This is a genomic window from Streptomyces sp. NPDC027962 (assembly GCF_055566095.1).
In genome coordinates this window covers 29,548-51,795 of the sequence record NZ_JBVHTA010000038.1, presented here as the reverse complement: position 1 = coordinate 51,795, position 22,248 = coordinate 29,548, and the positions used below count along the sequence as shown (strand labels likewise).

General features: G+C 69.7%; 22 protein-coding genes, 1 tRNA gene and 1 pseudogene. 11 read left to right on the top strand and 13 right to left on the bottom strand.

Annotated elements, in window-relative coordinates:
• Positions 1 to 180 precede the first annotated feature (180 nt).
• Positions 181 to 681: a nitroreductase family deazaflavin-dependent oxidoreductase gene (locus ACZ4SA_RS28610; protein ID WP_468280191.1), complete on the bottom strand. Its 501-nt coding sequence runs from the start codon at positions 679 to 681 to the stop codon at positions 181 to 183.
• A gap of 267 nt (positions 682 to 948) precedes the next feature.
• Between ACZ4SA_RS28610 and ACZ4SA_RS28605 the strand changes: the two genes are divergently transcribed.
• Together ACZ4SA_RS28605 and ACZ4SA_RS28600 are read left to right on the top strand one after the other, a co-directional pair.
• Positions 949 to 2,007, top strand: a complete 1,059-nt coding sequence (locus ACZ4SA_RS28605) for a PP2C family protein-serine/threonine phosphatase (protein WP_468280188.1) — start codon at positions 949 to 951, stop codon at positions 2,005 to 2,007.
• Positions 2,008 to 2,099: 92 nt separating this feature from the next.
• Positions 2,100 to 2,639: a MarR family winged helix-turn-helix transcriptional regulator gene (locus ACZ4SA_RS28600; protein WP_468280185.1), complete on the top strand. Its 540-nt coding sequence runs from the start codon at positions 2,100 to 2,102 to the stop codon at positions 2,637 to 2,639.
• Between the two features lie 248 nt (positions 2,640 to 2,887).
• Here the strand turns inward: ACZ4SA_RS28600 and ACZ4SA_RS28595 are convergent, their stop codons facing one another.
• The 3 genes from ACZ4SA_RS28595 to ACZ4SA_RS28585 form a co-directional block, all read right to left on the bottom strand.
• Positions 2,888 to 3,550 (bottom strand): DUF4142 domain-containing protein, encoded by a 663-nt coding sequence (locus ACZ4SA_RS28595; protein WP_468280182.1) that lies wholly within the window; start codon positions 3,548 to 3,550, stop codon positions 2,888 to 2,890.
• Between the two features lie 245 nt (positions 3,551 to 3,795).
• Positions 3,796 to 4,554, bottom strand: coding sequence for an ankyrin repeat domain-containing protein (locus ACZ4SA_RS28590; protein WP_468280179.1), 759 nt, complete (start codon positions 4,552 to 4,554; stop codon positions 3,796 to 3,798).
• A 303-nt stretch (positions 4,555 to 4,857) separates the two neighbouring features.
• Positions 4,858 to 4,930, bottom strand: a tRNA-Arg gene (locus tag ACZ4SA_RS28585).
• A gap of 306 nt (positions 4,931 to 5,236) precedes the next feature.
• On the opposite strand from ACZ4SA_RS28585, the gene ACZ4SA_RS28580 reads away from it, so the two are divergent.
• From ACZ4SA_RS28580 to ACZ4SA_RS28570, 3 genes are all read left to right on the top strand, one after another.
• The gene (locus ACZ4SA_RS28580) at positions 5,237 to 6,841 is read left to right on the top strand and encodes a dynamin family protein (protein ID WP_468280175.1); all 1,605 of its coding nucleotides are present in this window, start codon (positions 5,237 to 5,239) and stop codon (positions 6,839 to 6,841) included.
• Positions 6,842 to 6,847: 6 nt separating this feature from the next.
• Positions 6,848 to 8,626, top strand: a complete 1,779-nt coding sequence (locus ACZ4SA_RS28575; RefSeq protein ID WP_468280172.1) for a YfjP family GTPase — start codon at positions 6,848 to 6,850, stop codon at positions 8,624 to 8,626.
• Between the two features lie 200 nt (positions 8,627 to 8,826).
• The gene (locus ACZ4SA_RS28570; RefSeq protein ID WP_468280169.1) at positions 8,827 to 9,069 is read left to right on the top strand and encodes a hypothetical protein; all 243 of its coding nucleotides are present in this window, start codon (positions 8,827 to 8,829) and stop codon (positions 9,067 to 9,069) included.
• A gap of 53 nt (positions 9,070 to 9,122) precedes the next feature.
• On the opposite strand, the gene ACZ4SA_RS28565 is transcribed toward ACZ4SA_RS28570, so the two are convergent.
• From ACZ4SA_RS28565 to ACZ4SA_RS28535, 7 genes are all read right to left on the bottom strand, one after another.
• A complete protein-coding gene (locus ACZ4SA_RS28565; RefSeq protein WP_468280167.1) occupies positions 9,123 to 9,392 on the bottom strand; it encodes a hypothetical protein in 270 nt (89 codons plus the stop codon).
• Positions 9,393 to 9,461: 69 nt separating this feature from the next.
• A complete protein-coding gene (locus tag ACZ4SA_RS28560; protein WP_468280164.1) occupies positions 9,462 to 9,695 on the bottom strand; it encodes a hypothetical protein in 234 nt (77 codons plus the stop codon).
• Positions 9,696 to 9,752: 57 nt separating this feature from the next.
• Positions 9,753 to 12,194, bottom strand: coding sequence for an AAA family ATPase (locus ACZ4SA_RS28555; RefSeq protein ID WP_468280161.1), 2,442 nt, complete (start codon positions 12,192 to 12,194; stop codon positions 9,753 to 9,755).
• A gap of 107 nt (positions 12,195 to 12,301) precedes the next feature.
• The gene (locus tag ACZ4SA_RS28550; protein ID WP_468280158.1) at positions 12,302 to 12,535 is read right to left on the bottom strand and encodes a hypothetical protein; all 234 of its coding nucleotides are present in this window, start codon (positions 12,533 to 12,535) and stop codon (positions 12,302 to 12,304) included.
• 175 nt (positions 12,536 to 12,710) lie between these two features.
• Positions 12,711 to 12,839 carry a hypothetical protein gene (locus ACZ4SA_RS28545; RefSeq protein WP_468280155.1) on the bottom strand — a complete coding sequence of 43 codons (129 nt, stop codon included), beginning with the start codon at positions 12,837 to 12,839 and terminating at the stop codon, positions 12,711 to 12,713.
• Positions 12,829 to 13,029, bottom strand: coding sequence for a helix-turn-helix transcriptional regulator (locus ACZ4SA_RS28540; RefSeq protein WP_468280151.1), 201 nt, complete (start codon positions 13,027 to 13,029; stop codon positions 12,829 to 12,831). The genes ACZ4SA_RS28545 and ACZ4SA_RS28540 overlap by 11 nt, the downstream gene beginning before the upstream one ends.
• 234 nt (positions 13,030 to 13,263) lie before the next feature.
• Entirely contained in the window at positions 13,264 to 14,664 is a 1,401-nt protein-coding gene (locus ACZ4SA_RS28535) for a recombinase family protein (protein WP_468280147.1), read from the bottom strand.
• A gap of 73 nt (positions 14,665 to 14,737) precedes the next feature.
• On the opposite strand from ACZ4SA_RS28535, the gene ACZ4SA_RS28530 reads away from it, so the two are divergent.
• The 5 genes from ACZ4SA_RS28530 to ACZ4SA_RS28510 all read left to right on the top strand — a co-directional run bounded on the left by ACZ4SA_RS28530 (position 14,738) and on the right by ACZ4SA_RS28510 (position 19,898).
• Entirely contained in the window at positions 14,738 to 15,160 is a 423-nt protein-coding gene (locus tag ACZ4SA_RS28530) for a single-stranded DNA-binding protein (RefSeq protein ID WP_468280144.1), read from the top strand.
• A gap of 248 nt (positions 15,161 to 15,408) precedes the next feature.
• A complete protein-coding gene (locus ACZ4SA_RS28525) occupies positions 15,409 to 16,830 on the top strand; it encodes a Cys-Gln thioester bond-forming surface protein (protein ID WP_468280141.1) in 1,422 nt (473 codons plus the stop codon).
• Between the two features lie 274 nt (positions 16,831 to 17,104).
• Positions 17,105 to 18,769, top strand: a complete 1,665-nt coding sequence (gene ettA / locus ACZ4SA_RS28520) for an energy-dependent translational throttle protein EttA (protein ID WP_468280138.1) — start codon at positions 17,105 to 17,107, stop codon at positions 18,767 to 18,769.
• A gap of 8 nt (positions 18,770 to 18,777) precedes the next feature.
• Positions 18,778 to 19,227, top strand: coding sequence for an acyl-CoA thioesterase (locus tag ACZ4SA_RS28515; protein WP_468280135.1), 450 nt, complete (start codon positions 18,778 to 18,780; stop codon positions 19,225 to 19,227).
• Between the two features lie 8 nt (positions 19,228 to 19,235).
• On the top strand, positions 19,236 to 19,898 hold the full coding sequence (locus tag ACZ4SA_RS28510; RefSeq protein WP_468280250.1) for a DUF8010 domain-containing protein: 663 nt from the start codon (positions 19,236 to 19,238) through the stop codon (positions 19,896 to 19,898).
• Positions 19,899 to 20,082: 184 nt separating this feature from the next.
• On the opposite strand, the pseudogene ACZ4SA_RS28505 reads toward ACZ4SA_RS28510, so the two are convergent.
• Both ACZ4SA_RS28505 and ACZ4SA_RS28500 read right to left on the bottom strand, forming a co-directional pair.
• Positions 20,083 to 20,367, bottom strand: a pseudogene (locus ACZ4SA_RS28505) (ABC transporter ATP-binding protein); the annotation flags it as partial.
• Between the two features lie 104 nt (positions 20,368 to 20,471).
• A complete protein-coding gene (locus tag ACZ4SA_RS28500) occupies positions 20,472 to 20,885 on the bottom strand; it encodes a globin (RefSeq protein WP_468280132.1) in 414 nt (137 codons plus the stop codon).
• A gap of 97 nt (positions 20,886 to 20,982) precedes the next feature.
• Here ACZ4SA_RS28500 and ACZ4SA_RS28495 point away from each other — a divergent pair, with 97 nt between their 5' ends.
• Entirely contained in the window at positions 20,983 to 21,981 is a 999-nt protein-coding gene (locus ACZ4SA_RS28495; RefSeq protein ID WP_468280130.1) for a methyltransferase domain-containing protein, read from the top strand.
• Positions 21,982 to 22,248: the final 267 nt, after the last annotated feature.

Genomic DNA, 22,248 nt, shown 5'->3' with positions numbered 1-22,248 from the left:
CCTTCTCGACCCCGCGTTCCTGCGGCTGCGGTCGGGTGCCACCGCGTCGGGGCTCGCCACCTGGGGCCCTGCCGTTCGTCCTCGGTCTCGCCGTGCCCGACCGCTCGCTCACTCCGAGCGTGCGCGGGCTGCTGCTCGCAGCCCGCTGACGCGGTCGATGCGCCCCGAGGGCTCTGACCCTCAGAAGCTGCCCGGTGTCGCGTCCAGGCGGAGGAACGGGACGGACTCGCCCACCCGGCGGTAGTCGGCCTCGGTGCCGTCGACCTCGTATCCCATGAATCGGCACAGCCGGCGCGCGGCGAGCGGATGCCGGGTCGCGTAGCGGGCCATGAGACGGCCGCCGTCGTCAGGTGTGATCGGGTACGCGGTCACCGGGTAGTAGCGGCGGCCTACCTGGATGGTGGCCTGCGGCGTGTGGAGAAGGTTGCGGTACCACTGGGCCTGCGGCCCGAAGCCCGAGGCCACCGACCATGATCCGCCCGCCGGGTCGCGTTCCACGACCTCGATGACCGTCTTGCGGGTCAGCCCGGTCGTCCGGCCCGTGTGGATCAGCAGCAGCAGGCGCCGGCCGAACAGTGGCCCGAGGCCGACCCGGTACAGGTGGATCGGCAGCCGGGCCACGAATCGCTTCCAGCCGCTGGGGAGCGGGGGCCGCTGGGGCGCGGTGTGCGGAGAAGTCACGGGCCTGCCTCTCGTGAGCGGGAGTGGGCGGGTGGGGGTGCGGCGTGGTGCTTCGAATCGGGGTGAAAAGGATCCCCCAGGGGTCGGCTTCGATTCGGTAACGGGGGCGGATCCGGACGATTTGACTGTGCAATCTTTGCATAGTCTAAACATGGTGCGACGTCGGCGGAGGCGGCGGAGCCGCCACTCTCCGCCCCTGCGGCTGCCGCGCAGCCGTGCCGTCGGCCGAGACTGTCCTGCCGTCCCGAGCAACCGCCGGAGTCCGACTTGGCCGAGGAGACACCGCCGCGCTCCAGACTGCTCTCCGCGCTTCCCTTCGTGGTGATGGGGGCGGTCGCGGTCGTCGACGTGACGGCCGGATCGAGTGTGGGCTTCCTGGCGCTCGTCTCCCTCGGCCCGGCCTTCGCCGGCCTGGTGGGCGGCTGGCGGCGTACGACGCTGATCGGTGTCCTGTCGCTGCTGTTCTGCCTGGGCCTCGGGCACTACGACGGACTGATCGGCGAACGCCGCTGGTACTCGGCCATGGCCTCGGTTGCCGGCGTGACCGGGGCCGGCGTGGCGGCGGCCGTGATGCGGCAGCGCCGAGAGGCCGAGCTCGCCAGCATGCGCTCGATCGCGGAGGTCGCGCAGCGCGTGCTGCTGCGACCGGTGCCGCGCACGGCGGGCCATCTGCGGGTGGCGGTCTCGTACACCTCGGCGGTCGCAGAGGCACGCATCGGCGGCGACCTCTACGAGGTGGTGATCTCGCCGGGCGGCGTCCGGGTCATCGTCGGCGATGTGCAGGGCAAGGGGCTGGAAGCGGTCGAGACGGCGGCAGTCGTCCTCGGCGCCTTCCGTGAGGCCGCGCACGAGGAGAGCGAGCTCGCCGGGGTCGGCGAACGGCTGGAGCGGGCGCTCGAGCGGGAGCTGCAGGGCGGCGAGAAGTTCGTCACCGCGGTGCTCGCGGAGCTGAATGCCGACAACGGCGTGACCCTCCTCAATTACGGGCACCCCGCCCCGATGGTGCTGTGCTCCGACGGCGGGGTCTCCTTCGCGGAGCCGCCCAAACGTGCCCTGCCGCTCGGGCTCGGCCTCCACGGCGGGAGTGCTCCGGAACCGTTCACGGCGGACTTCGGACCGGGCGACCAGATGTTCCTCTACACGGACGGCGTCTCAGAGACCCGCGACCGGACCGGCCGGTTCTACCCCCTCGGCGACCGCGGCCACCTGCTGGCGCGGGACGATCCGGAAGCGGCGCTCGGGGCGGTCCGAGCCGATCTGGAGGAGTACGCGCAGGCGCCCCCGCACGACGACGCCGCCATGCTGCTGATCCGGCACCGCCGCTGAAAGGCCGCAGAACGATCAACGAACCGGGGCCGGGCGACCGTCGATGGGATGGCGCTGTGCGGGACGGGGGCGCTGCACGGTACAAAGATGAAATGACCGAACCAGCGCACTCCTCGTACTCCGCACGGGGGATGGACGACGTCGACGCCGTGACGCGCGCGGTGCTGACCGCCTCCAGACTGCTCGTCGCCCTGTCCGCGCGGTCTCTCGCGGCCGTGGAGGACCGGGTGACGCTGCCCCAGTTCCGGCTGCTGGTCGTGCTGTCGCTGGAAGGGCCGGCGAAGCTGGTGGCGCTCGCCGACCGGCTCGGTGTGAACCCGTCCACAGCCATGCGCATGATGGACCGGCTGATCGCGGCCGGGCTCGCGGACCGGCAGGTCAATCCCGGCAACCGGCGGGAGACGGTACTGCAGTTGACGAGCGAGGGGCGGCGCATCGTCGAGGACGTCACCGCCCAGCGCCGTAAGGAGATCGCCGCCATCGTCGAACGGCTCGACCCGGAACAGCGGGCCGCGCTCATCGGCGCGCTCGCAGCCTTCACCGAGGCGGGAGGCGAGCCGGCGGTGCCCGACGCGGACGGCGAGCTGTACCCGCTCGGCTGGTCGGACATGGGCCCGCGGCCCGCACACTGACGCAGGCCGGCGAGGTTGGCGGGGAGGACCCGGTCGACGTAGCCGGCTTGCGGCGGTCGAGCTGCGTCACCGTGCCAGTGCCGCTCCCGGGCAGAGGCCGGCCAGTAGCCGGGTCCTCCACCACGAGGAGCATTGCACAGTGCAAGGGATTTCCGCTCCCCTTGGCGGACCTCAATTTCCCGAAGCGGTGAACCCGAAGCGGTGAACCCGAAGCGGTGAACCCGAAGCGGTGAACCCGAAGTGGCGAACTACTTCGGGGCCACCGCCGCCTCGACCTCCGCGAACGTCGCGGCGTCCACGAGGCCCGTGTCCTCAAGGACCTCCAGGTGGTCCAGCACGGTCTGGTTCGCCTGCCGCGCGTGACGCCGGATCAGGTCGTTCTGTGTGGCGGCGCGGACCTCGCCGATCGTGGCGAAGATCTTCCCGTGGGAGGCGCGCAACAGGTTCGCGAAGATCCGGTCGAACTCGGCTCCCTGGGCGTTCTCCATCTGCTTCACGAAGCCCTGCTGCTCCTCGGTGGCCTCGTTGGGAAGCTCCACGCCCAGAATCTTGGCGTCCTCACGCACGAGCTGGTCGAGCTTGCTGTGACCGTCGATAAGGTGCAGGCCGGCACGCTTGACGGCCTCGCTGGAGGCGTGCGTCTGGGCCAGCCGCCCGGCGGGTATCTCCCACAACCCCGCCTGCCGCACCTTCACAAGGAACGTCCGGTCCACCTCGGTCACCTTGTGCGGCCCCTGGGCCTCGGCGGCGGTCGCACCGGAAAAATCGGTCCCGGCATGCCCGGCACCGTGCTCGGCGGAGCCGTCCGCTGCGGTGGTCCCCGCGGTGGCCTCTCCGCCTCCCGCCTGCAGCGAGACGATCACCAGAGCGACCGCGGCGATCGCCGCGGTGACGACCGCGACGACTTTCATCGATATCCCGGAGCGTGCTGCGCGTCGGTTCGAATGCATTGATGCCTCCCGGCTCGGCATGGAGAAAACAGTTGGTGATGGATTCGGGGAGCTGTTGTGGCGGCTGGCACGGCACGCAGCGACAAGTACGGACACGAGCGCCGGGGTGTTCAACACGCGCCGCACGATCCGCCGCTCCCCTCGCGGGGGCCTTCTCCGGCCGGGGTGGGCACGGCGGCGCGGTCGCCGGGTGCCGGCGGGCTGCGTCAGCGCGAGCCGGGGAGCTCCGCGCGTCCTCTCGCTCCCTGCTCGGTCAGCCACGCCACGACGTCTCCCGCCCGCCCGTCCTCCTGCGCGCGGGCGATGTCGAGCGGGGTCATGCCGGCGTGACCGACCCGGTCGATGTCCGCGCCGCGGTCCAGCAGGTACCGCGCGGGGGCCAACCGGCCCCCGTGGCACGCGCCCCAGAAGGCGCTGGTGATCTCGTCGGGCGTCGGTGGTGCGGCGGCGGTGACGAGGGCCTCGACACGGTCGAGCAGCCCGAGGGTGGCGGCGTCCTCGAGGGTCGTGTGCGCGCCCAGTTCCACGAGGCGCCAGGCGGCGTCCCACTGTCCGAACCCGCGGGCGTCGGCGAGCGGCGTGCCGCCTCCGACGACCGCCCCCTTCGCCTCGATGTCCGCCCCGGCGGCGACGAGCGCGTCCAAGACGGGGACATCGTTGCTGCTGGCCGCCCAGTGCAGCGGTGTCTCCGAGTGCGCGCCGCTGAACCGGGCGTCGGGATCGGCCCCGGCAGCGACCAGGGCGGCGACGACCTGCGGACCTCCGGGGAAATGCCCGGGCCAGTCGGTGGCGATGTGCAGCAGGCTGCGGCCGCCCGGACCGCAGCCTTCCCTCGACTCGGTGATCCGGGCCCGGGCGAGCCGCGGATTCTTTCCGAGCAGCCGGGTGAGGGTGGTCAGATCGCCGGCCCGGATGGCCTCGGCGGTGGCGACGGCGAGGGGGTCCTGCGAGTCGAGGTTCAGCATGACAACAGGGTTGCTGACGAACGGTCCCTGCCGCCTCCGCACCTGGACCTCGCCTTCGGGGGGCGTGCGACCCGCTGCCGCTCACGACCGCGTGGCGGTGCACCTGGCGTCGCCGGCTTCCTGGGATTTCGGCCTCATCGCTCCGGCGGTGCAGGCCGGCCGGCTCTCGCAGGGCGGGGGCCCCTCGTGATCATGTGGGGCCGGTCCGGCGCTTACGCGTCCTCTACGCGCCACCCGCTAGCGTGCCCCTGGCCAGCGAAAAGGCCCTCCCGGTAGGAGGGCCTGACGGTGGTGCGCGTTGTGCGCCCCCGGCAGGACTCGAACCTGCGGCCAAGCGCTTAGAAGGCGCCTGCTCTATCCACTGAGCTACGGGGGCCGATGGTGGCCTGGAGCCCCCCTCGGGTGGTCCGCGACCTTGCCGGGCACAAGGATAGGGCTCCGTTCCCCTTGGCCCGGTTGCTTCACCTGCGTGGCACGATGTGGAGGTTCGGTGAAGCGAACCGATAATCGCAGGCAGGTGCGATTCGTGCACCGCTTTTGACGTCTCACGGCACGGGTGTTGTGTACTCGTTATGCCTGCGTCCCACTCGTCCCGTGTGTCCCGTCTGTCCGATCGGCGCGCAGAGATCCTCATACGCTTCAAAAAGCCTCCAAAATTGGGCATTCTTCGCATGTGGTGACCTTGGATGCACGGCCTCAGCTGATCGACGCACTTTCCGCCCTGCGCGACCGTGTCGCCGCCGTGCGTCTACCGCTTCCCCTTGCCGGCGCTCCATGGGCGCGGCAGACGCGGGCAGAGCTGCTCGCACAGCTAGACGACTACCTCGTGCCCCGCCTCAAGGAGCCCGAAGCCCCCCTGCTCGTCGTCATCGGCGGATCCACCGGGGCCGGGAAGTCCACGCTGGTGAACTCCCTTGTGGGACGGCGGGTCAGTGAGGCGGGGGTGTTGCGGCCCACCACACGCATTCCCGTGCTGGTTTGCCATCCGGACGATCACCACTGGTTCGCGGGGGTGCGGGTGCTGCCGCAGCTCACCCGCGTGTGGCTGCCTCCGCAGGACGAGGTGGAGGAGGAGCGGCCCCGCAGGGCGGGCGGGGCCGTGGACGAGAAGGCGCTGCGGATCGAGACGGCGTCGTCCCTGCCGCGCGGGCTGGCGCTGCTCGACGCGCCCGACATCGATTCGCTGGTCGTCGAGAACCGGCTGCTGGCGGGCGAGTTGATCTGCGCCGCCGACGTGTGGGTGATGGTGACCACGGCCTCGCGCTACGCCGACGCCGTGCCGTGGCACCTGCTGCGTACGGCGAAGGAGTACAACGCCACGCTGGTCACCGTGCTCGACCGGGTGCCGCACCAGGTACTCGAGGAGGTGTCGCGGCAGTACGCGGCGCTGCTCACCAAAGCGGGCCTCGGTGAGGTGCCGCGTTTCACGATCCCGGAGCTGCCGGAGTCGGCCGGCGGGGCGCACGGGCTGCTGCCCAACACGGCGGTCGCGGCGCTGTTCGCCTGGCTCGCGCACCGGGCACAGGACCCCGCGGCGCGCCAGCAGGCCATGGCGCGTACGGCCGGTGGTGTGATCGATTCGCTCAATGCGCGGATGCCCGAGCTCGCGAGCGCGGTGGCCGCCCAGTACGCGGCGGCCGTACGGCTGACGGGGGCGGTCGAGGAGGCGTACGAGGCGGAGCGCGAACGGGTGCTCAGGCAGTTGCGGGCCGGCGCTGTGCTGGCGGGTGACGCGCGCACGCGCTGGCGCGGCTACCCGCGCGACAGTTCGGCGGCCGAGCTGCTGGACTCCCTGGTCGCCAGCCTGTCCGCGCTGCTCCAGTGCGCCGTCGCAGCCGCCGACGAGCAGGTCGAGAACGCCTGGCGGCGCGAGCCGGCGGCGGAAGCGGTCGCGCGGCAGGGCAGACGCGACCTGGAGGTGGGGGAGCGGATCGGGATGGCCGTACGCCGCTGGCGACGCGTCCTGGAGGAGTTCACGGAGGAGGAGGTACGGGGGATGGAGCGCAACGCCGCGCCCGACCCCGAGACGGTGGCCGCACTGCTCGCGGCCTCGCTTCTCGGCGGACGGAGGGCGCGCGGCGCGGGCGAGCGGCTCGCCGAACGGATCGGCGCCCAGAGTGCGCTGCGGCTGCGCGACAAGGGCGGCGAGCTGGTGACGACGTACATCGACGACGTACTGAACGGCGAACGGGAGCGGCGACTCGCGCCCCTCGACGCGCTCGAGGTGACCCCCGAGCCGCAGGCCGAGCTGATCGCCGCGCTGTCCCTACTGCAGAAGGAGAGGTGACCGCGGGTGACCGCCATCACCGACGACGAGAACGAGACCGGGGACCGATGGGACGACGGCCTGATCGCCCGCCGGGCCGGGCAGCAGCCGGGAGACGGCGGCGGGGACGATGAGGCGGCCGGAGACCTGCTGACCGCCGACGACGACCTGCCCATCGGCGGCACGTACGCCCGCCCCCTGCAGTCGCGGCTCAACGCCCTGCGCGAGCTGCTGGGCCTCTCCCAGACCCGGCTCGACGGGAAGACCCTCGCGGAGGCCGGGCGGGTCCTCGACGAGGCAGCCGCCCGGCAGCGGCTCTCTGCGCGCCACACCGTCGTCGCCATCGCCGGCGCCACGGGCAGCGGCAAGTCGACGCTGTTCAACGCGCTCGCCGGGGTGCGCATCGCGGAGACCGGGCTGCGCAGGCCCACCACGTCCGCGCCCATCGCCTGCGTCTGGTCGGAGGGGGCCGCGGGGCTGCTGGACCGGCTCGCCATCCCCGGGCGGCTGCGGCGCAAGCCCCTCGCGGGCGGCGACGGCGACGAGCAGCTGCACGGCCTGGTGCTGGTGGACCTGCCTGACCACGACTCGGCCGTCGTACGCCACCGGGAACAGGTCGACCGGGTGCTGGCCCTGGTCGACGCGGTGATCTGGGTCGTCGACCCGGAGAAGTACGCCGACGCGGCCCTGCACGAGCGCTACCTGCGGCCGCTGGCGGGGCATGCCGAGATCACCTTCGTGGTGCTCAACCAGGTCGACCGGCTGCCGGGCGAGGCGGCCGACCAGGTTCTGGACGACCTGCGCCGGCTCCTCGACGAGAACGGCATGGCACTGGGCGAGCACGGCGAGCCGGGTGCCACCGTCCTCGCGGTGTCGGCGCTCACAGGCGAGGGCGTCGGCGAACTGCGCGAGATGGTCGGCGCGTTCGTGCAGGAGCGCAGCGCCGCGGCGCGCAGGCTGTCCGCGGACGTCGACGCGGCGGCGGCGAAGCTGCGGCCCGTCTACGTCGCCGACGGGCGGACCGGCCTGGACGAGCGGGCCCGCGAGGACTTCTCGGCGCGGCTCGCGGAGGCCATCGGCGCGACAGCGGCGGGCGAGGCGGCGGAACGCGAGTGGCGCAGGAACGCGGGCCGTGCGTGTGGCACTCCGTGGCTGCGGCTGTGGCGCTGGTACGAACGCAAGCGCATGCCCGGGGCCGCGTCGTCGGAGCCGGCGGCGCCCGTCGAGGAGGAGCTGACCGCGCGCCAGCGGGTCGAGCAGGCGGTCCGCACGGTCGCGGACGAGGCGGCGCACGGGCTGCCCACGCCGTGGGCGCAGGCTGTGCGGGAAGCGGCGGCGCGGGGGGCCGAAGGGCTCCCCGAGGCGCTGGACGAACTGGCGGCGCGCGAGACGGCGGAGACCAAGGGGCGGCCCCTGCGGCCCGCGTGGTGGCCGGCGGCGGTGCTGGCTCAGGCCTCTATGACGCTGCTGCAGATCTACGGAGGCCTGTGGCTGGTGGGCCAGATCATCGGGGTCCTCGAACCGGGGCTCGTCCCGCCGGTCCTGGTGATGCTCGCCGGCATCGTGGGCGGGCCGCTCGTCGAGTGGGCGTGCGCGGCCGCGACGAAAGGGCCGGCGCGGCGGTACGGGCAGGATGCGCGGCGCCGCCTGTCGGAGGCGGCGGCCGGGTGCGGGCGGGCGAAGGTGCTCGATCCGATCGCGACGGAGCTCATGCGGTACCGGGAGGTGCGGGAGCGGTACACGACGGTCTCGGGGGCGGGCCGGCACGGGGCCGCGCACGGGCGGGGGCGTTCCCGGATCGGGTGACCGAGTTGTCCACACCGGTGCGTTCGTCCACAGGCGTCGGCGGGATCCTTCCGTCCGGTCCAGCATGGAGGCCGGTCCACAGCGATCGGGCAAATGCAACCGGACGGGGAGGTGACCGTCATGAACGACACCATGGTGACGGTGGTGCAGCCCAATATGGTGCCACCACCCGTGACGGGCCCGACACCGGGAGCCCCGCCATGGACGACATCGACCTGCGCCGCACCATCGCCCGCTTGCCCTACGACAGCCTTGCCGATCTGGCCGATCTGCTGTTCGCGATACGCGTCACGGCGCCGGAAGGATCGCCGACACGGGAACGGCTCACCGATGCGATCACCCTGGTCGTCAGCGGCCAGGAACGGCACGAGCAGCGACGCTGCCCGGTCTGCGGCGTCTACGGCTCACGTATGGGCGATCACGTCAGACGCCAGCACCCCTGACGGCACCACCCGCAGCGCCCCCGCCGGTTTCGGTAGGGGCGCTGCTGTGTGTACTACGTCGCCACCTCCCCGCTGGTGATCTCCTCGTACAGCGCCGCCTGTGCCATCACCGCGCGGTGCAGCTCCGGCCACGTGGCGGCGTCGACGGTCTGTGCCAGTTCACCGGCCAGCCTTCCGTACTGCGCCCGCAGCCGGTCGGTGTTCCATGGCGCGGTCGCGTACCAGTGGGCGCGATGGATGCGGTCCGGATTCGAGCAGAAGTAAGCCCACCGGGGTGGCAGGGGTGTGGTCGCTGCTGGCCGGGTGGGCTCTGCAAGCGACATTCGCAACGCCTGAGCGTTGTCCGCTTGGGTCATTTTCTGTTGTCCCGTCAAGAGTTGGGGCCCCGAAGGCTACTCCGGTTCGGCGACGTGGTAAGTAGTCCGGCCGACAGTGACCGAAACTGACCCGTTCCTGATCGCCTGTGCCGCTTCCTCGAACGCTTCTGCCCGTTCCCTGTTCTCGTCGGCAACGCGATTCCACATCTGCGCCCGCCCCTCCAACTTGCCGACCAGGGCTGCGCGATCGGTGAAGGCCCTCACCTTGGCTGGCATCGCCGGACTGTCGTCAACGTCAAAGTCGTCCATGGAACGCAGCGTAGCCCCGCCGTCGACAACTGGGCGGGGCTACTGGGGCGATGCTGGTTACGGCAGCCGCTTCTTCCGCCGGGCGTTCGTAACGGCCCTGACGATGACATCCTCGAACTCGGCACGGTCGGCGCCGTATGCAGTGCCGACGTGGACGTGAATGTGCGTGTCCCCACCGACGCTTCTGCCGCCACCACCACCGCTGGCGCTGCCGACGTTCACCGGCGGGGGCATCGTCGCCACAGCCATCGACGTGACGGGCGACACGGCCCGTGCCACACGCTTGTTCGCCGCCGGTGCAGCGGCCTCGACACCAACGGCGATGCCGGTCGGGAGGTGACGCCCGATCTGGTCGGCGAACACCTTCGACGGGGAGCTGATACCGAACAGGCCCTTCACGCCGTCGACGATGGTGCTGACGGCCTTCCGCATCTTCTCGCCCAGCCAACCGATCATGGAGCTGGCGCCCTCCCACAGCCCGGAGATGAGCGCTTCACCGGCGCCGTAGAGCAGTTTGCCCAGGTTTCCGAGAGCGTCGGTGATCTTGCCGGGGATGCCCTTCACGAACTCGATGACGCCATTCGTCTTCTCTTTGACGATCTCCTTCAGGCGGTTCCAGGCATTGGTGACGATCTCGGCGAGCTTGTCTTTGAGCTTCGACAGTCCGTTCTTGATGGCATCCCAGGCGTTCGTGGCGGTGGTCTTGACGCCGTTCCACAGCGCCGTCCACTTCTCGCTGAGCCAACTGGTCGCCGTGGACCAGACGTTGCGCAGGAACTCGATGGTGGCGTTGAACGCTGTTGTCAGCCATGACCACACTGCCTGTGCCGCTGCCTTGACGGCATTCCACACGGCCGACCAGGCGGTCTGGAACCATGTCGTCTTGGTGGCGATGAGCACGATCACCGCGATCAGCGCCACGACCAGGCCGATGATGAAACCGATGGGCGACATCAGGAATGCGATGTTCAGCAGTAGCCAGGCCACCTTCAGCAGGTTCACCGCAACGATGATCACGTTGATGATGAGCATGCCCAGCATGGCCACCCGAAGCGCCGTAAATGCCACCACAAGCGCGGTGATTACGGACGGCGGCAGTGCTGCGACTATCTGAAGGAACGCCGTCGCCAGTCGCAGCGAGAGCGGACCCAGCGTCGCCATCACCGTGCCGATGTTGGTCAGCGCCGACTTCAGTGCTGCGAAGAACTGGCCGACCAGTGGCCCATCGGCCTTGGCCCTGTCGAGGAATCGCGTAAAGCCACCATCGGCGGCCCACTCCTTGAGGGAGTTGGCACCGTCGCGGATGACCTGGCTCAACTGGACGCCCAGAGGCAGGAATGCCCGGAAGGCGGTGCCGAGTACCGACAGCACTGACTGCCCTGCCGCGACCAGGTTTCGCAGCGCGGGAACCCCTTGCTGCGTGAGCACGTTGACGAACCGGTCAAGCCCGTCGCTGCGCTCAACCCATGCGCCCCCCTGGTCGAGTAGGTACCGGTCGAGCCACTGGGCGCAGGCGTCAACATCGCTGGTGCCGTTGAGTCGGTCGGCGAGCATGTCGCTAGCGGTTTCGTTGACGGACTCCAGCCATTCCACCTTGGGCTGATCGCTTACGGCCGGATTGTCGTCATCGTCGATGCACGGCACGTCGACGCCGGTTACGCGGAAACGGAATCCGGGGAGGTCGTCGCGCCCAAGATTGTTCTTCTCGACGCTGAATATCCGCGCGCCCGTCTCTTCGCTGTCGGCGACAATTCCGTGCACGCATCGTGCGACGTTCGACTGTTCTACCGACCCCATGAGTGCTTCGATGACGTCGCTGGCACCCGCCTTGCGAGTATGAGCAAGGCCGATGATTACCGTGCGCGTGGCCATCGCGATGTTGTTCACGCACTGATACGAGTTGCGCATGTCCCCCTGGTCGTTCTTCTTGCCGCTTACGTTGGCGGAAAGGGGGTCGACGAAGGTGACGGCGAGATTGTTTTCAGTGATGTAAAACTTGAGACGCCCGGCATCCTGCGGCAGAGAAAGTGCATCCTCCGTGCCTGCTTGCTTAACAGCCAGAAAGTGAATTCGGCTCAGGTCGGCCCCGGCGGCGATCATCCTCGGAATTATGGTCTGCTCGATGTCGTCCTCATTGGCGACGTAACCGACGTCGACAGGAATTCCGTGGAAACAGCCCGGCAGGCGACCCGTTGAAAGAGCGGCAGCGAACTCCGCCATCAGTGTTGACTTACTGACGGAACCCTTTCCCGCCCAGAGGGTCAGTGCCCCCATGGGAATGCGTCCGTCGTTCTTCGTCTCACCGGGCTGCCAGAGCCAGCGTGTCGCCCTTGCGGTATACGTGCTGGCCCGGCGACTGATAATCCAGCGCCCATCGGCGAGATCCTGGGCCAGTCGCTCGGCGGCTTCAGAATTGCTTTCCTGGCGCTCGGGCTCCACCTGTCCCGGTGCGCGGAGCGTGGGCGCTTCAGCAGCGTCGTTACCGGTGGTAACATCCATAGTGATGCTCCGTTCTTTTCGGTTGGCTGGTCACCTCCGCGTGCGGGCGTCGGGTCACATTGGTTGGACTGCGCCCCCGGCTTCGGGCTCCGGGGGCGTTGTTCGTTTCAGGCTGGGGGCTCGTCGTCGATCCAATGGTCGGGATACGCCGTGACGAGCTGGAAATCCCCGTAATCAGGACGCAAGTGCGCCGGGCAGCGCTGCCCGCATCCACTGACAACCAGGGCATCCCCGTCGTCGTCGAAACCAACGACCGGGTATAGCCGAAAGCGGTCCTTGTTCGGGTCGTTGAGGTAGACCGCCCAGTAACCGGTCGGGCTGCTCTTGACGTACTCACTCATCGCACGATCCCTCCGTCACGCCGCTGTTGCTTCTCTCGCTCCCGTGCTGCCTTCTGCCGAATGCGTCGGCATTCGACGCACTGCCGCCAACGCTTGACGTGGCTCCTGGTCGGCCTCGCCCAGTAGGTGTTCTCGTCGGTCCACGGGTGACCGCGCCTGCACCGCTCCGCTGCCATCACTCCCCCTGCCGGTCGGCCCTGTCGACGGCGGCGAATGCACGCGCCACTGCCGCTATCTCCTGGTCGGTCATGGGCGGCATCCGCTTTACGAGCGCCGCTGCCCATTCCGTGAGGTCATCGGCCATTACGCACCCCCTGGTCGGCGTACTGGCGCTGCTCCCAGGCGAGCACGTCGGTAATGGGGTAGCGGACGGACTTGCCGATCTTCAGATACCGGGGGCCGATTCCTGTGTAGTTCCAGTCATAGATGGTGAGCACGGACAGGCCGTAACGCTCGGCCAGTTGCTTGGGTGTGAGGAATACGGACTCGTTCATCTGCCGTTGCCTTCTTTTCGGGGTGGTGCGGGATTGCTCTGGCATCACCATCACTCCAGGCCCCCGACACTGAAACCCAGACGATCAAGGAACTGCCCCCGAATATCCCCGTATGTGCCCCCGGCGGCATAGCGAAAGCCCCCGGCCAGAGGGCGTAACCACTGGTCGGGGGCCTGGCCGTTCTCGTCGCGTGGAATGTCGATGCTGTGGTACGAGACGGCGATCCAGGTTGCGCTACGAGACCTCGATCCTGATGCGGTCGCGGACGGCGACGCCGCGCCAGTGCTGCCCTTCGCCGATGGGGTCGACGACGAGCACCGCCGTGCCCAACGCCGCCCGCAGCATGGCGCGCCTGCCCTCACCGCCAGCGGCCTTGTAGCGGGCCGCCACGGTGGCGCTGGGGCCGGTTACGGGGGCCACCGGCGGCGAGGCGGTCGCCTCCGCCTTCAGGTCGGCGAGACGAGCGGCCAGCGGTGCGTGTGCGGCGTCGAAGACGCCGAGGGTGATTTCGCCCCTGCCCAGCCGGTCGCCGAGTGCCCGCTGCGTCGCCTCAAGGTCGGCGATCTGGTCGTCCAGAGCGCGCGTGTGGGCTGCCATGGCTTCGATCTGCGCCGCGTGGCGGGGGTCGGAGAGCCGGGCGATGATGATCGCCTCTACGACCTTGTCGGCGGCATCGGCGTTGACGGCCAGCCGTCCGCAGCCTCGGCCGGAGCGGCAGTGGTACATCGTCCGTGGTTGCTGGTCGGCGGAGTACTTCCCGGACCGGTTGCGGGAGTTGAGGGCCCTGCCGCAGATACCGCACACGGCGATACCACTGAGCAGCCGGGCATCGGACACCGGGCGGCCCCGTCGCGCGGCGGCGAACTTGGCGGCCAGTAGGTCGAATTCCGCCTCGCTGACGCAGGGGTCACCCTCGATGCGGCCGACGACCGCGCCGCCATGGACGACCCTGCCGCAGTTCCGGGCCCGCAGCAGCATTTGCTTCAGCGTGACGCCGTTCCATTCCCGCCCGGTGGCGGTGCGGATACCCCTGGCGTTGAGGTCACGGGCGACGGCGGCGAGGTGCTCACCGGCCAGGATGCGGCGGGTGGCTTCGGCGATGGCTTCACGTTCGGCGGTGATCAACGCGGACGGTTCGTCGTCACTGGCAGGCCACCCGAACGCGCGTTGTCCGCCGTGTAGTTGCCCCTTCATGCGACTGGCCGTGATACCGCGCTTGGTGCGCCGCTGGTTGGCTGCCGACTCTCGCGCTGCGAACGTCGTCATGATGCGGATCATGGACTGTTGGTCGGGGTCTTGCAGGTCGTAGTCCCCGTAGCAGGAGTAGACCGTAAAGCCCCGTTTCTCGGACATCTTGATCAGTAGTTCCAGGTCCCATGGCTGCCGCATCAGCCGGTCCGCGTTCCAGACGATGACGCCGTCTATTTCGCCGTCCTCGTAGCGACGGAGCAGCGCGTCCCAGCCCTTGCGGCGCCGGTCCGGTCGCCACGCGCTCCGGTTCGGGTCCTCATGGATCTTGCCCACCGCGAGCCCCCGGCGTTCGGCCAGCTCGCGGCAGTCGGCTATTTGCCGGTCGGTCTTTTCAAGGGAGCCGTCCGGCGCCTTACTGATGCGGGCGTAGATATCAACGATCATGGTCACTCCCTTGGAAATCCGGACATCCGGGTACTATGGTACGCACAAATAGCGCGTCACGGTGGTGGGGAATGTGGCCACGAATGTGGAGTACCGGGAAACGGCCACGGGAGGGATGGCGCGATTCCGTTTCGCGGTGCCGTCGCGGCGCTGGGATCGCCGGGGCGGTAACTGGACGGACGGGCCCACGAGCTTCTACACCGTCTTCGTGTGGCGGTCCCTCGCGCAGAATCTGGCGGCTTCCGTTTCCGTGGGCGAACCGCTTGTTGTGCACGGCCGGTTGAAGGTGCGCGAAGAGGAGGCGGACGGCAGGCGGCGCACGTTCGTGGACATCGACGCACTGGCGGTGGGGCATGACCTGACCCGCGGGACCTCGGCGTTCCGGCGGGTGGTGAAGGGCAGGACCGGCTTGACGGGACGACCGGGTGAGGTGGGGCCGGCCTTCGAGAACACGGTGGGCACGGCGCCGAGAGAGCCGACATCTGCCGTGGCATGAAGGGCAGTTGGGGAAGTGGGCCGATTCGGGTGTCGGCGCCGCATCGGCGAAAGGGGCGATCAGGGGGTGAACTGACCAGCGGGGATAACGATTCCGAGTCGGAATGGTTATCTGATGGCATGACGGGGGATCGCGCCGCGAGCCGTCCATAGGATTCCCGGGTACTCACGGGGCACTTGAGTCTGTCGGCGAGGCACTCCCCCCACGCGTCACACGCGAAAAGGTCTCGCCCGGAGGGGAATTCTGCTGTGTTTGCTGTGTTCTCTGCGTCTGCCGTACGCAAGCGGCGCGCCGCTCGTCGTCTAGCCGCCGCGGCCGTGGTGTCCGGCCTGATAGCCACCGGCTCGCTGGCCGGCGCGGCTGCCGCCGCCGCCGACGACGCCGTCCAGCACCAGGGCGGCGCCGTCGCCACGCTCGACGGGCTGAAGACGTACGACCAGGCGGTGCTGCACACCAACGGCAAGGACCAGGAGATCCTCGCGGGTCTCTTCGAGATGACGGTCGACGGCGGCGGTCAGCTGCAGACCTACTGCATCGACATCCACAACCCGACCCAGGACCAGGCCAAGTACCTGGAGACCCCCTGGGACCAGACGTCGCTGGGAGCCAACAAGCACGCGGGCAAGATCCGCTGGATCCTGCAGCACTCGTTCCCGCAGGTCAACGATCTCGCTGCGCTGGCCGAGAGCGCGGACCTCGAGGGCCAGCTCACGGACAGGACGGCTGCCGCCGGCACCCAGGTCGCCATCTGGCGCTTCTCGGACGGCGCGGACGTCACGGCGGCCGACCCGCAGGCGGAGAAGCTCGCGGACTGGCTGGAGAAGTCGGCCGAGAACGTGGCCGAGCCCAAGGCCTCGCTGAGCCTCGAGCCCAACGCGGTCTCCGGCAAGCCGGGCACCCGGCTCGGCCCGGTGACGGTGCGCACCGACGCCGGTCAGGTCGCCGTGGCGCCGCCCGCCGACGCGGCGGCCAGCGGCATCAAGATCACGGACGAGGCCGGCAAGCCGGTCACGTCCGCCGCCGACGGCAGCAAGCTCTACTTCGACGTCCCCGAGGACGCCGCGGACGGGACGGCCGCGCTGTCCGTCCAGGCGAGCATGTCGGTGCCTGTGGGGCGCGCGTTCGCCAGCGCCACCAAGAGCCAGACCCAGATCCTGGCCGGCTCCAGCCAGTCCACGGTCTCGGCGACCGCCACGGCGACCTGGGCGAAGACGGGTGCGGTCCCGTCGCTGTCCGCGAAGAAGAACTGCGCCAAGGGCGGCGTGGACATCACGGCCGGCAACAAGGGTGACGCCCCGTTCACGTTCTCCCTGGCGGGCTTCGAGCACACGATCCCGGCCGGTGAGTCCCGGACGGTGACCGTGCCGGTCGCGGAGGACCAGGCGTACGACTTCACGATCACCGGGCCCGACGGCTTCAAGAAGAACTTCAAGGGCGTCCTGGACTGCAAGACCGCGGCCGCGCCGCAGGAGCCGGGCACGGAGACCCCGTCGTCCCAGCCCAGCCCCGCGTCGGCCGGCGGCACCTCCGCCGGCCTCGAGGGCGACCTCGCGGCGACGGGCGGTTCCAGCGCCACGCCGATGATCGCGGGCATCGCGATCGTGCTGGTGCTCGTGGGCGGCGGCGCGGTGTTCTTCCTCCGCAGGAAGAACGCAGCCGGCGGGGAGTGATCCCGCCGCTGCGGTAGGTGACGCGGCACAGAGAAAGGGCCCGGCACGGGGACGGATGCTGTGGGAACCTACAGCATCCGGGAACGTGCCGGGCCATTCCTCGATGCGATGCGATGTGGGATGGCGGCCGGGGATGCGACGCGCGATGCGGCGGGAACTCGGCGCCCTGCGCGCGAACCGCGGCCGGGCCCACGGGCACGCGGTTTCCGTCGGAGGGGCGGCGTACGGCAAGATGGGTGTATCTGCCCACCCACTTCCTGCCGGACGGTTTCTCTTGGCTGAGTTCATCTACACCATGCGCAAGACGCGCAAGGCGCACGGCGACAAGGTCATCCTTGACGACGTCACCTTGAACTTCCTGCCCGGCGCGAAGATCGGTGTGGTCGGCCCGAACGGCGCCGGTAAGTCCACCGTTCTCAAGATCATGGCGGGACTCGAGCAGCCCTCCAACGGTGACGCCTTCATCACGCCCGGCTTCAGCGTCGGCATCCTCATGCAGGAGCCGAAGCTCGACGAGTCGAAGACCGTCCTCGAGAACGTCCAGGACGGCGCCGCCGAGATCATGGGCAAGCTGCAGCGCTTCAACGAGGTCGCCGAGCTGATGGCGACCGACTACACCGACGCGCTGATGGAGGAGATGGGCAAGCTCCAGGAGGACCTGGACCACGCCAACGCCTGGGACCTCGACGCCCAGCTGGAGCAGGCCATGGACGCGCTGGGCTGCCCGCCCGGCGACTGGCCCGTCGTCAACCTCTCCGGTGGCGAGAAGCGCCGTGTCGCGCTCTGCAAGCTGCTGATCGAGGCGCCCGACCTGCTGCTCCTCGACGAGCCCACCAACCACCTGGACGCCGAGTCAGTGAACTGGCTGGAGCAGCACCTCTCGAAGTACTCGGGTGCCGTCGTCGCCGTCACCCACGACCGGTACTTCCTCAACAACGTCGCCGAGTGGATTCTCGAACTCGACCGCGGTCGTGCCCACCCGTACGAGGGCAACTACTCCACCTACCTGGAGAAGAAGGCCGCCCGCCTCAAGGTCGAGGGCCGCAAGGACGAGAAGCGCCAGAAGCGGCTCAAGGAAGAGCTGGAGTGGGTCCGGTCCAACGCCAAGGGCCGTCAGACCAAGTCCAAGGCACGTCTTGCTCGTTACGAGGAGATGGCTGCCGAGGCGGACAAGATGCGGAAGCTGGACTTCGAGGAGATCCAGATCCCGCCGGGCCCCCGCCTGGGCTCCATCGTCGTCGAGGTCGAGAACCTCTCCAAGGCCTTCGGTGAGAAGGTCCTCATCGACGACCTGAGCTTCACCCTGCCGCGCAACGGCATCGTCGGCATCATCGGCCCGAACGGTGCGGGCAAGACCACGCTGTTCAAGATGATCCAGGGCCTGGAGACGCCGGACTCCGGCAAGATCAAGGTCGGCGAGACCGTCAAGATCTCCTACGTCGACCAGAGCCGCGCCAACATCGACGCCAAGAAGACGCTCTGGGCGGTCGTGTCGGACGAGCTGGACTACATCAACGTCGGCCAGGTCGAGATGCCGTCCCGCGCGTACGTCAGCGCCTTCGGCTTCAAGGGCCCGGACCAGCAGAAGCCGGCCGGGGTCCTCTCCGGCGGTGAGCGCAACCGCCTCAACCTGGCGCTCACTCTCAAGGAGGGCGGCAACCTGCTGCTCCTCGACGAGCCGACCAACGACCTCGACGTCGAGACCCTGTCCTCGCTCGAGAACGCGCTGCTGGAGTTCCCGGGCGCCGCGGTGGTCATCTCCCACGACCGGTGGTTCCTCGACCGAGTGGCGACGCACATCCTCGCCTACGAGGGCGAGTCCAAGTGGTACTGGTTCGAGGGCAACTTCGAGTCGTACGAGAAGAACAAGATCGACCGTCTCGGTGCGGACGCCACCCGTCCGCACCGCGCCACCTACAAGAAGCTCACCCGGGGCTGATGACGCGAATGGCCCGTCACATCTACCGCTGCCCCCTGCGCTGGTCGGACATGGACGCCTTCGGGCACGTCAACAACGTGGTCTTCCTGCGGTATCTGGAAGAGGCACGCATCGACTTCATGTTCCGGCTGGCGCCGGGGAACGGCTCCCCGTCGTTCGCCGGCGGTTCGGTGGTCGCACGGCACGAGATCAACTACCTGCGGCCGCTGGTGCACCGGCACGAGCCGGTGGTCATCGAGTCGTGGGTGACGAAGATCAGCGCCGCCTCCCTCACCATCGCGTACGAGGTCAAGGAAGCGGACGATTCCTCGCAGGTGTATGTGCGGGCCTCGACCGTCGTGGTGCCGTTCAATCTTGAGGCGCAGCGTCCGCGGCGGATCACCGCCGAGGAGAAGTCATTCCTCGAGAAGTACCTCGACGACGCGGACAAGCCCGCCGAGGGTGCCCTCGTCGTATGAGCGCGCCCATGTCCGTACCCGTGCAGAGTCTGCGTCTCGCCGACGTGAAGGAGGCGGAGGACCTCTCCGCCTTCCTCGCCCGGCTGATCCACTACGACCGCGCCGCCGCGGTCAGGCTGCAGGCCAGGGACGGGGCGCTCGCGGTGTTCGGACGTCCGCCGTCGTTCGAGGTGCTCGCCATCCGCACGGCGCGGCTCGCGGAGCCCGTGGAGCTGGACATCACCGTCTCCGCGGGTGAGCTGCTGGAGTCGCTGGGCGGCACGGACTTCGCCGTACCCGGTGCCGTGACCGGGCCGCCGTGGGCCGGGGTCCTCCCGCCGCGCGGCGGCTGGCAGGAGGTTCCCGGGCTGCCCGAGGTGTCCGCGATGCACGGGGCGGTGACGGCGGCCGTCGCCGAGTTCCGCAACCGCGACGAGGCTCTGCCGGCAGAACGACGCACCCGCGCGGAGCGGGACCGCATCGGCCGCGACATCTGGTCGCGCACGGTCGGCGGCACGGGACTGCCGCTGCGCGCCGTGCACGCGGCGCAGTCGCTCGGCTTCCTACGCCCGGGAGTACCGGTCGCGCTGCTGGCGTCGGGCAGGTGGCTGCGGCTGCGGACGCCGTTCGGTTCGATCGCGGTCAGGTCGGGCGGCGGCCTGGCCGGCCTGCCGGTCACGCCGAGGGGATAGCGCGCGCGGCTCCGCCGCGTGGACACCGTGCTCCCCGCGATCGGCGACGCTCAGCACCTCGAACACGCCTGGGCCCCTGGTACACCACGCGCCGCCCAGGAGCGCCATGATGCCCCGGGCTGTCAACGCCCCGGGGCCGCCAACGCCGCGAGGCGGGCAACGCCCCGGCCGCAAAGCGGCGCCGTCAGTGGTCCGACGCGTCGTCAGGCCAGATGCCGATGTGGTCCTGTTCCAGCTCCAGCATCACTCGGTGTTCCATGCCCAGCGCCGCCGTGTACTCGGCGGGCAGTTGGAGGCGCCCGGCGCGGTCCAGCATCGCGTACTCGCGGGCCACCACCGACTCCTGGCCCTCCGCGTCGATCTCCGTGCGGCGCAGGACCTCGGAGGAGGTGCGGCCGTCGCGGATGGCGACCGTGCGACGGACCTCGCCCGCGACCGCCTGGTCGTGGGTGACGATCACGATCGTCGTGGGTTCGGGGAAACCGCTTGCGGTACGACCTTGACCTGATCGTGACCGTTATCCGGCGACGGATATCTGCATTCCGTTCACCGCCGGGGCGGCGCGCTCGGGGCTCAGTCGGGTGTGTTCACCATGGAGGCCGCGGCGTACGTCAGGTAGTCCCACAGCTGCCGCTCGTGCTCCTCGGCGAGGCCCAGTTCGGCGACAGCCGTGCGCATGTGCTTCAGCCAGGCGTCGTGGGCGGCCCGGTCGACGGTGAACGGCCCGTGGCGCATCCGCAGCCGCGGATGGCCCCGGTTGTCGCTGTAGGTGCGGGGCCCGCCCCAGTACTGGATCAGGAACAGCGTGAGGCGCTCCTCGGCCGGACCCAGATCCTCCTCCGGGTACATGGGCCGCAGCAGAGGATCCTCCGCCACGCCCTCGTAGAAACGGTGGACGAGGCGCCGGAAGGTCTCCTCGCCGCCGACCTGCTCGTAGAAGGTCTGCTCCTGAAGGGTCCCGCGCGGAATCTCACTCACGCCTCCCATGCTCTCAGACCCACCGGCCGAAGACAGAGGTCCTAGGTCTTCCCCAGGCCCGGCCCGGACGCTCGCTTCGGGGGCGAACGGGCAGGAAAGTGGACCTATGGGGCTGCATGTGGACCGCTTCGCCGAGCCCGCCGCCAAGGCGCGGAGGGCCATGGTGCGCGAGATCGTGGCCGACGGCGGACTCACCGACCCCGCCTGGCGGGCCGCGTTCGAGGAGGTCCCCCGCCATCTCTTCGTCCCCTACTACTTCACCGGCCGTCTCGCCGGCCAGGCGGGCGGCCACGAACGGCTGTGGTGCGAGGACCCCGACCCCGTGAAACGTGACCGCTGGCTGCGCGGCGCGTACCATGACGAGCCACTGGCCACCCGGCTGCGCGACGGCGAACTGGTCTCCTCCAGCAGCCAGCCCTCGCTGATGGCCCTGATGCTGGACGCGCTCGAGGCCACCGACGGGGACACCGCCCTCGAGATCGGCGCCGGCACCGGCTACAACGCCGCCCTGCTGTCCCACCGGCTCGGCGACGCGGCGGTCACGACCGTCGACCTCGACCCGGAGATCACCGAGTCCGCCCGCACCCACCTCGCGGCCGCCGGCCATCACCCCGCCGTGATCACCGGCGACGGCGCCCGCGGCTGCCCGGAGCGCGCGCCCTTCGACTGCGTCATCGCGACCTGCACGCTGCCGTCGGTCCCGTTCCCCTGGCCCGTGCAGTGCAACCACGGAGCGCGGATCGTCGCACCGCTGTCCACGGGCATCATCGTGCTCCGCGTCCGCCACGACGCGGAAGGCCGCAGCGCGGAGGGGCGCTTCCTGCGCACGTCGGCCTACTTCGTGCCCCTGCGCGGCGGTCCGCCCCCACTGGTGGGGCGGGCCGCCGGGCTGCCCAGGCGAGCGATCGAGAACGACCTCTTCCGCTTCCTGCTCAGCCTGACCGCCGGCAGCCTCGACCCGCGCGAGGCGCTGTCCCTGTGGGAACGCGAGCATCGCCCCGAGCGCAACCGGTTCGGCGTCACGCTCAGCGGCGACCGCCAGTGGGCCTGGCTGGACGATCCCGAGGGACCGTACGTGTGGCCCCTCGGGCAGTTCGACGGATGAATGCCCGGGGCGCGCAGCCCGTATGGAGATACGGAGGTGCGCGCCATGTACGTCTGGCGCCTGCTGCGAAAGCTCCGCTGCAGCACCAACCGGATCACCGACATAGTGAAGGCCGTCTTCACCACGCCTCAACGTGAGGTTGGGAAAACGCTCGTGATCAAGTGCTTGGCGCCAACGGCTGTACCGCTGGTCCCCAACGCCGTATCACGGCGGTGGACAACTCCCGGTACGCGTATCACCATGGCCGGATTCCTTACCGCGGAAGGC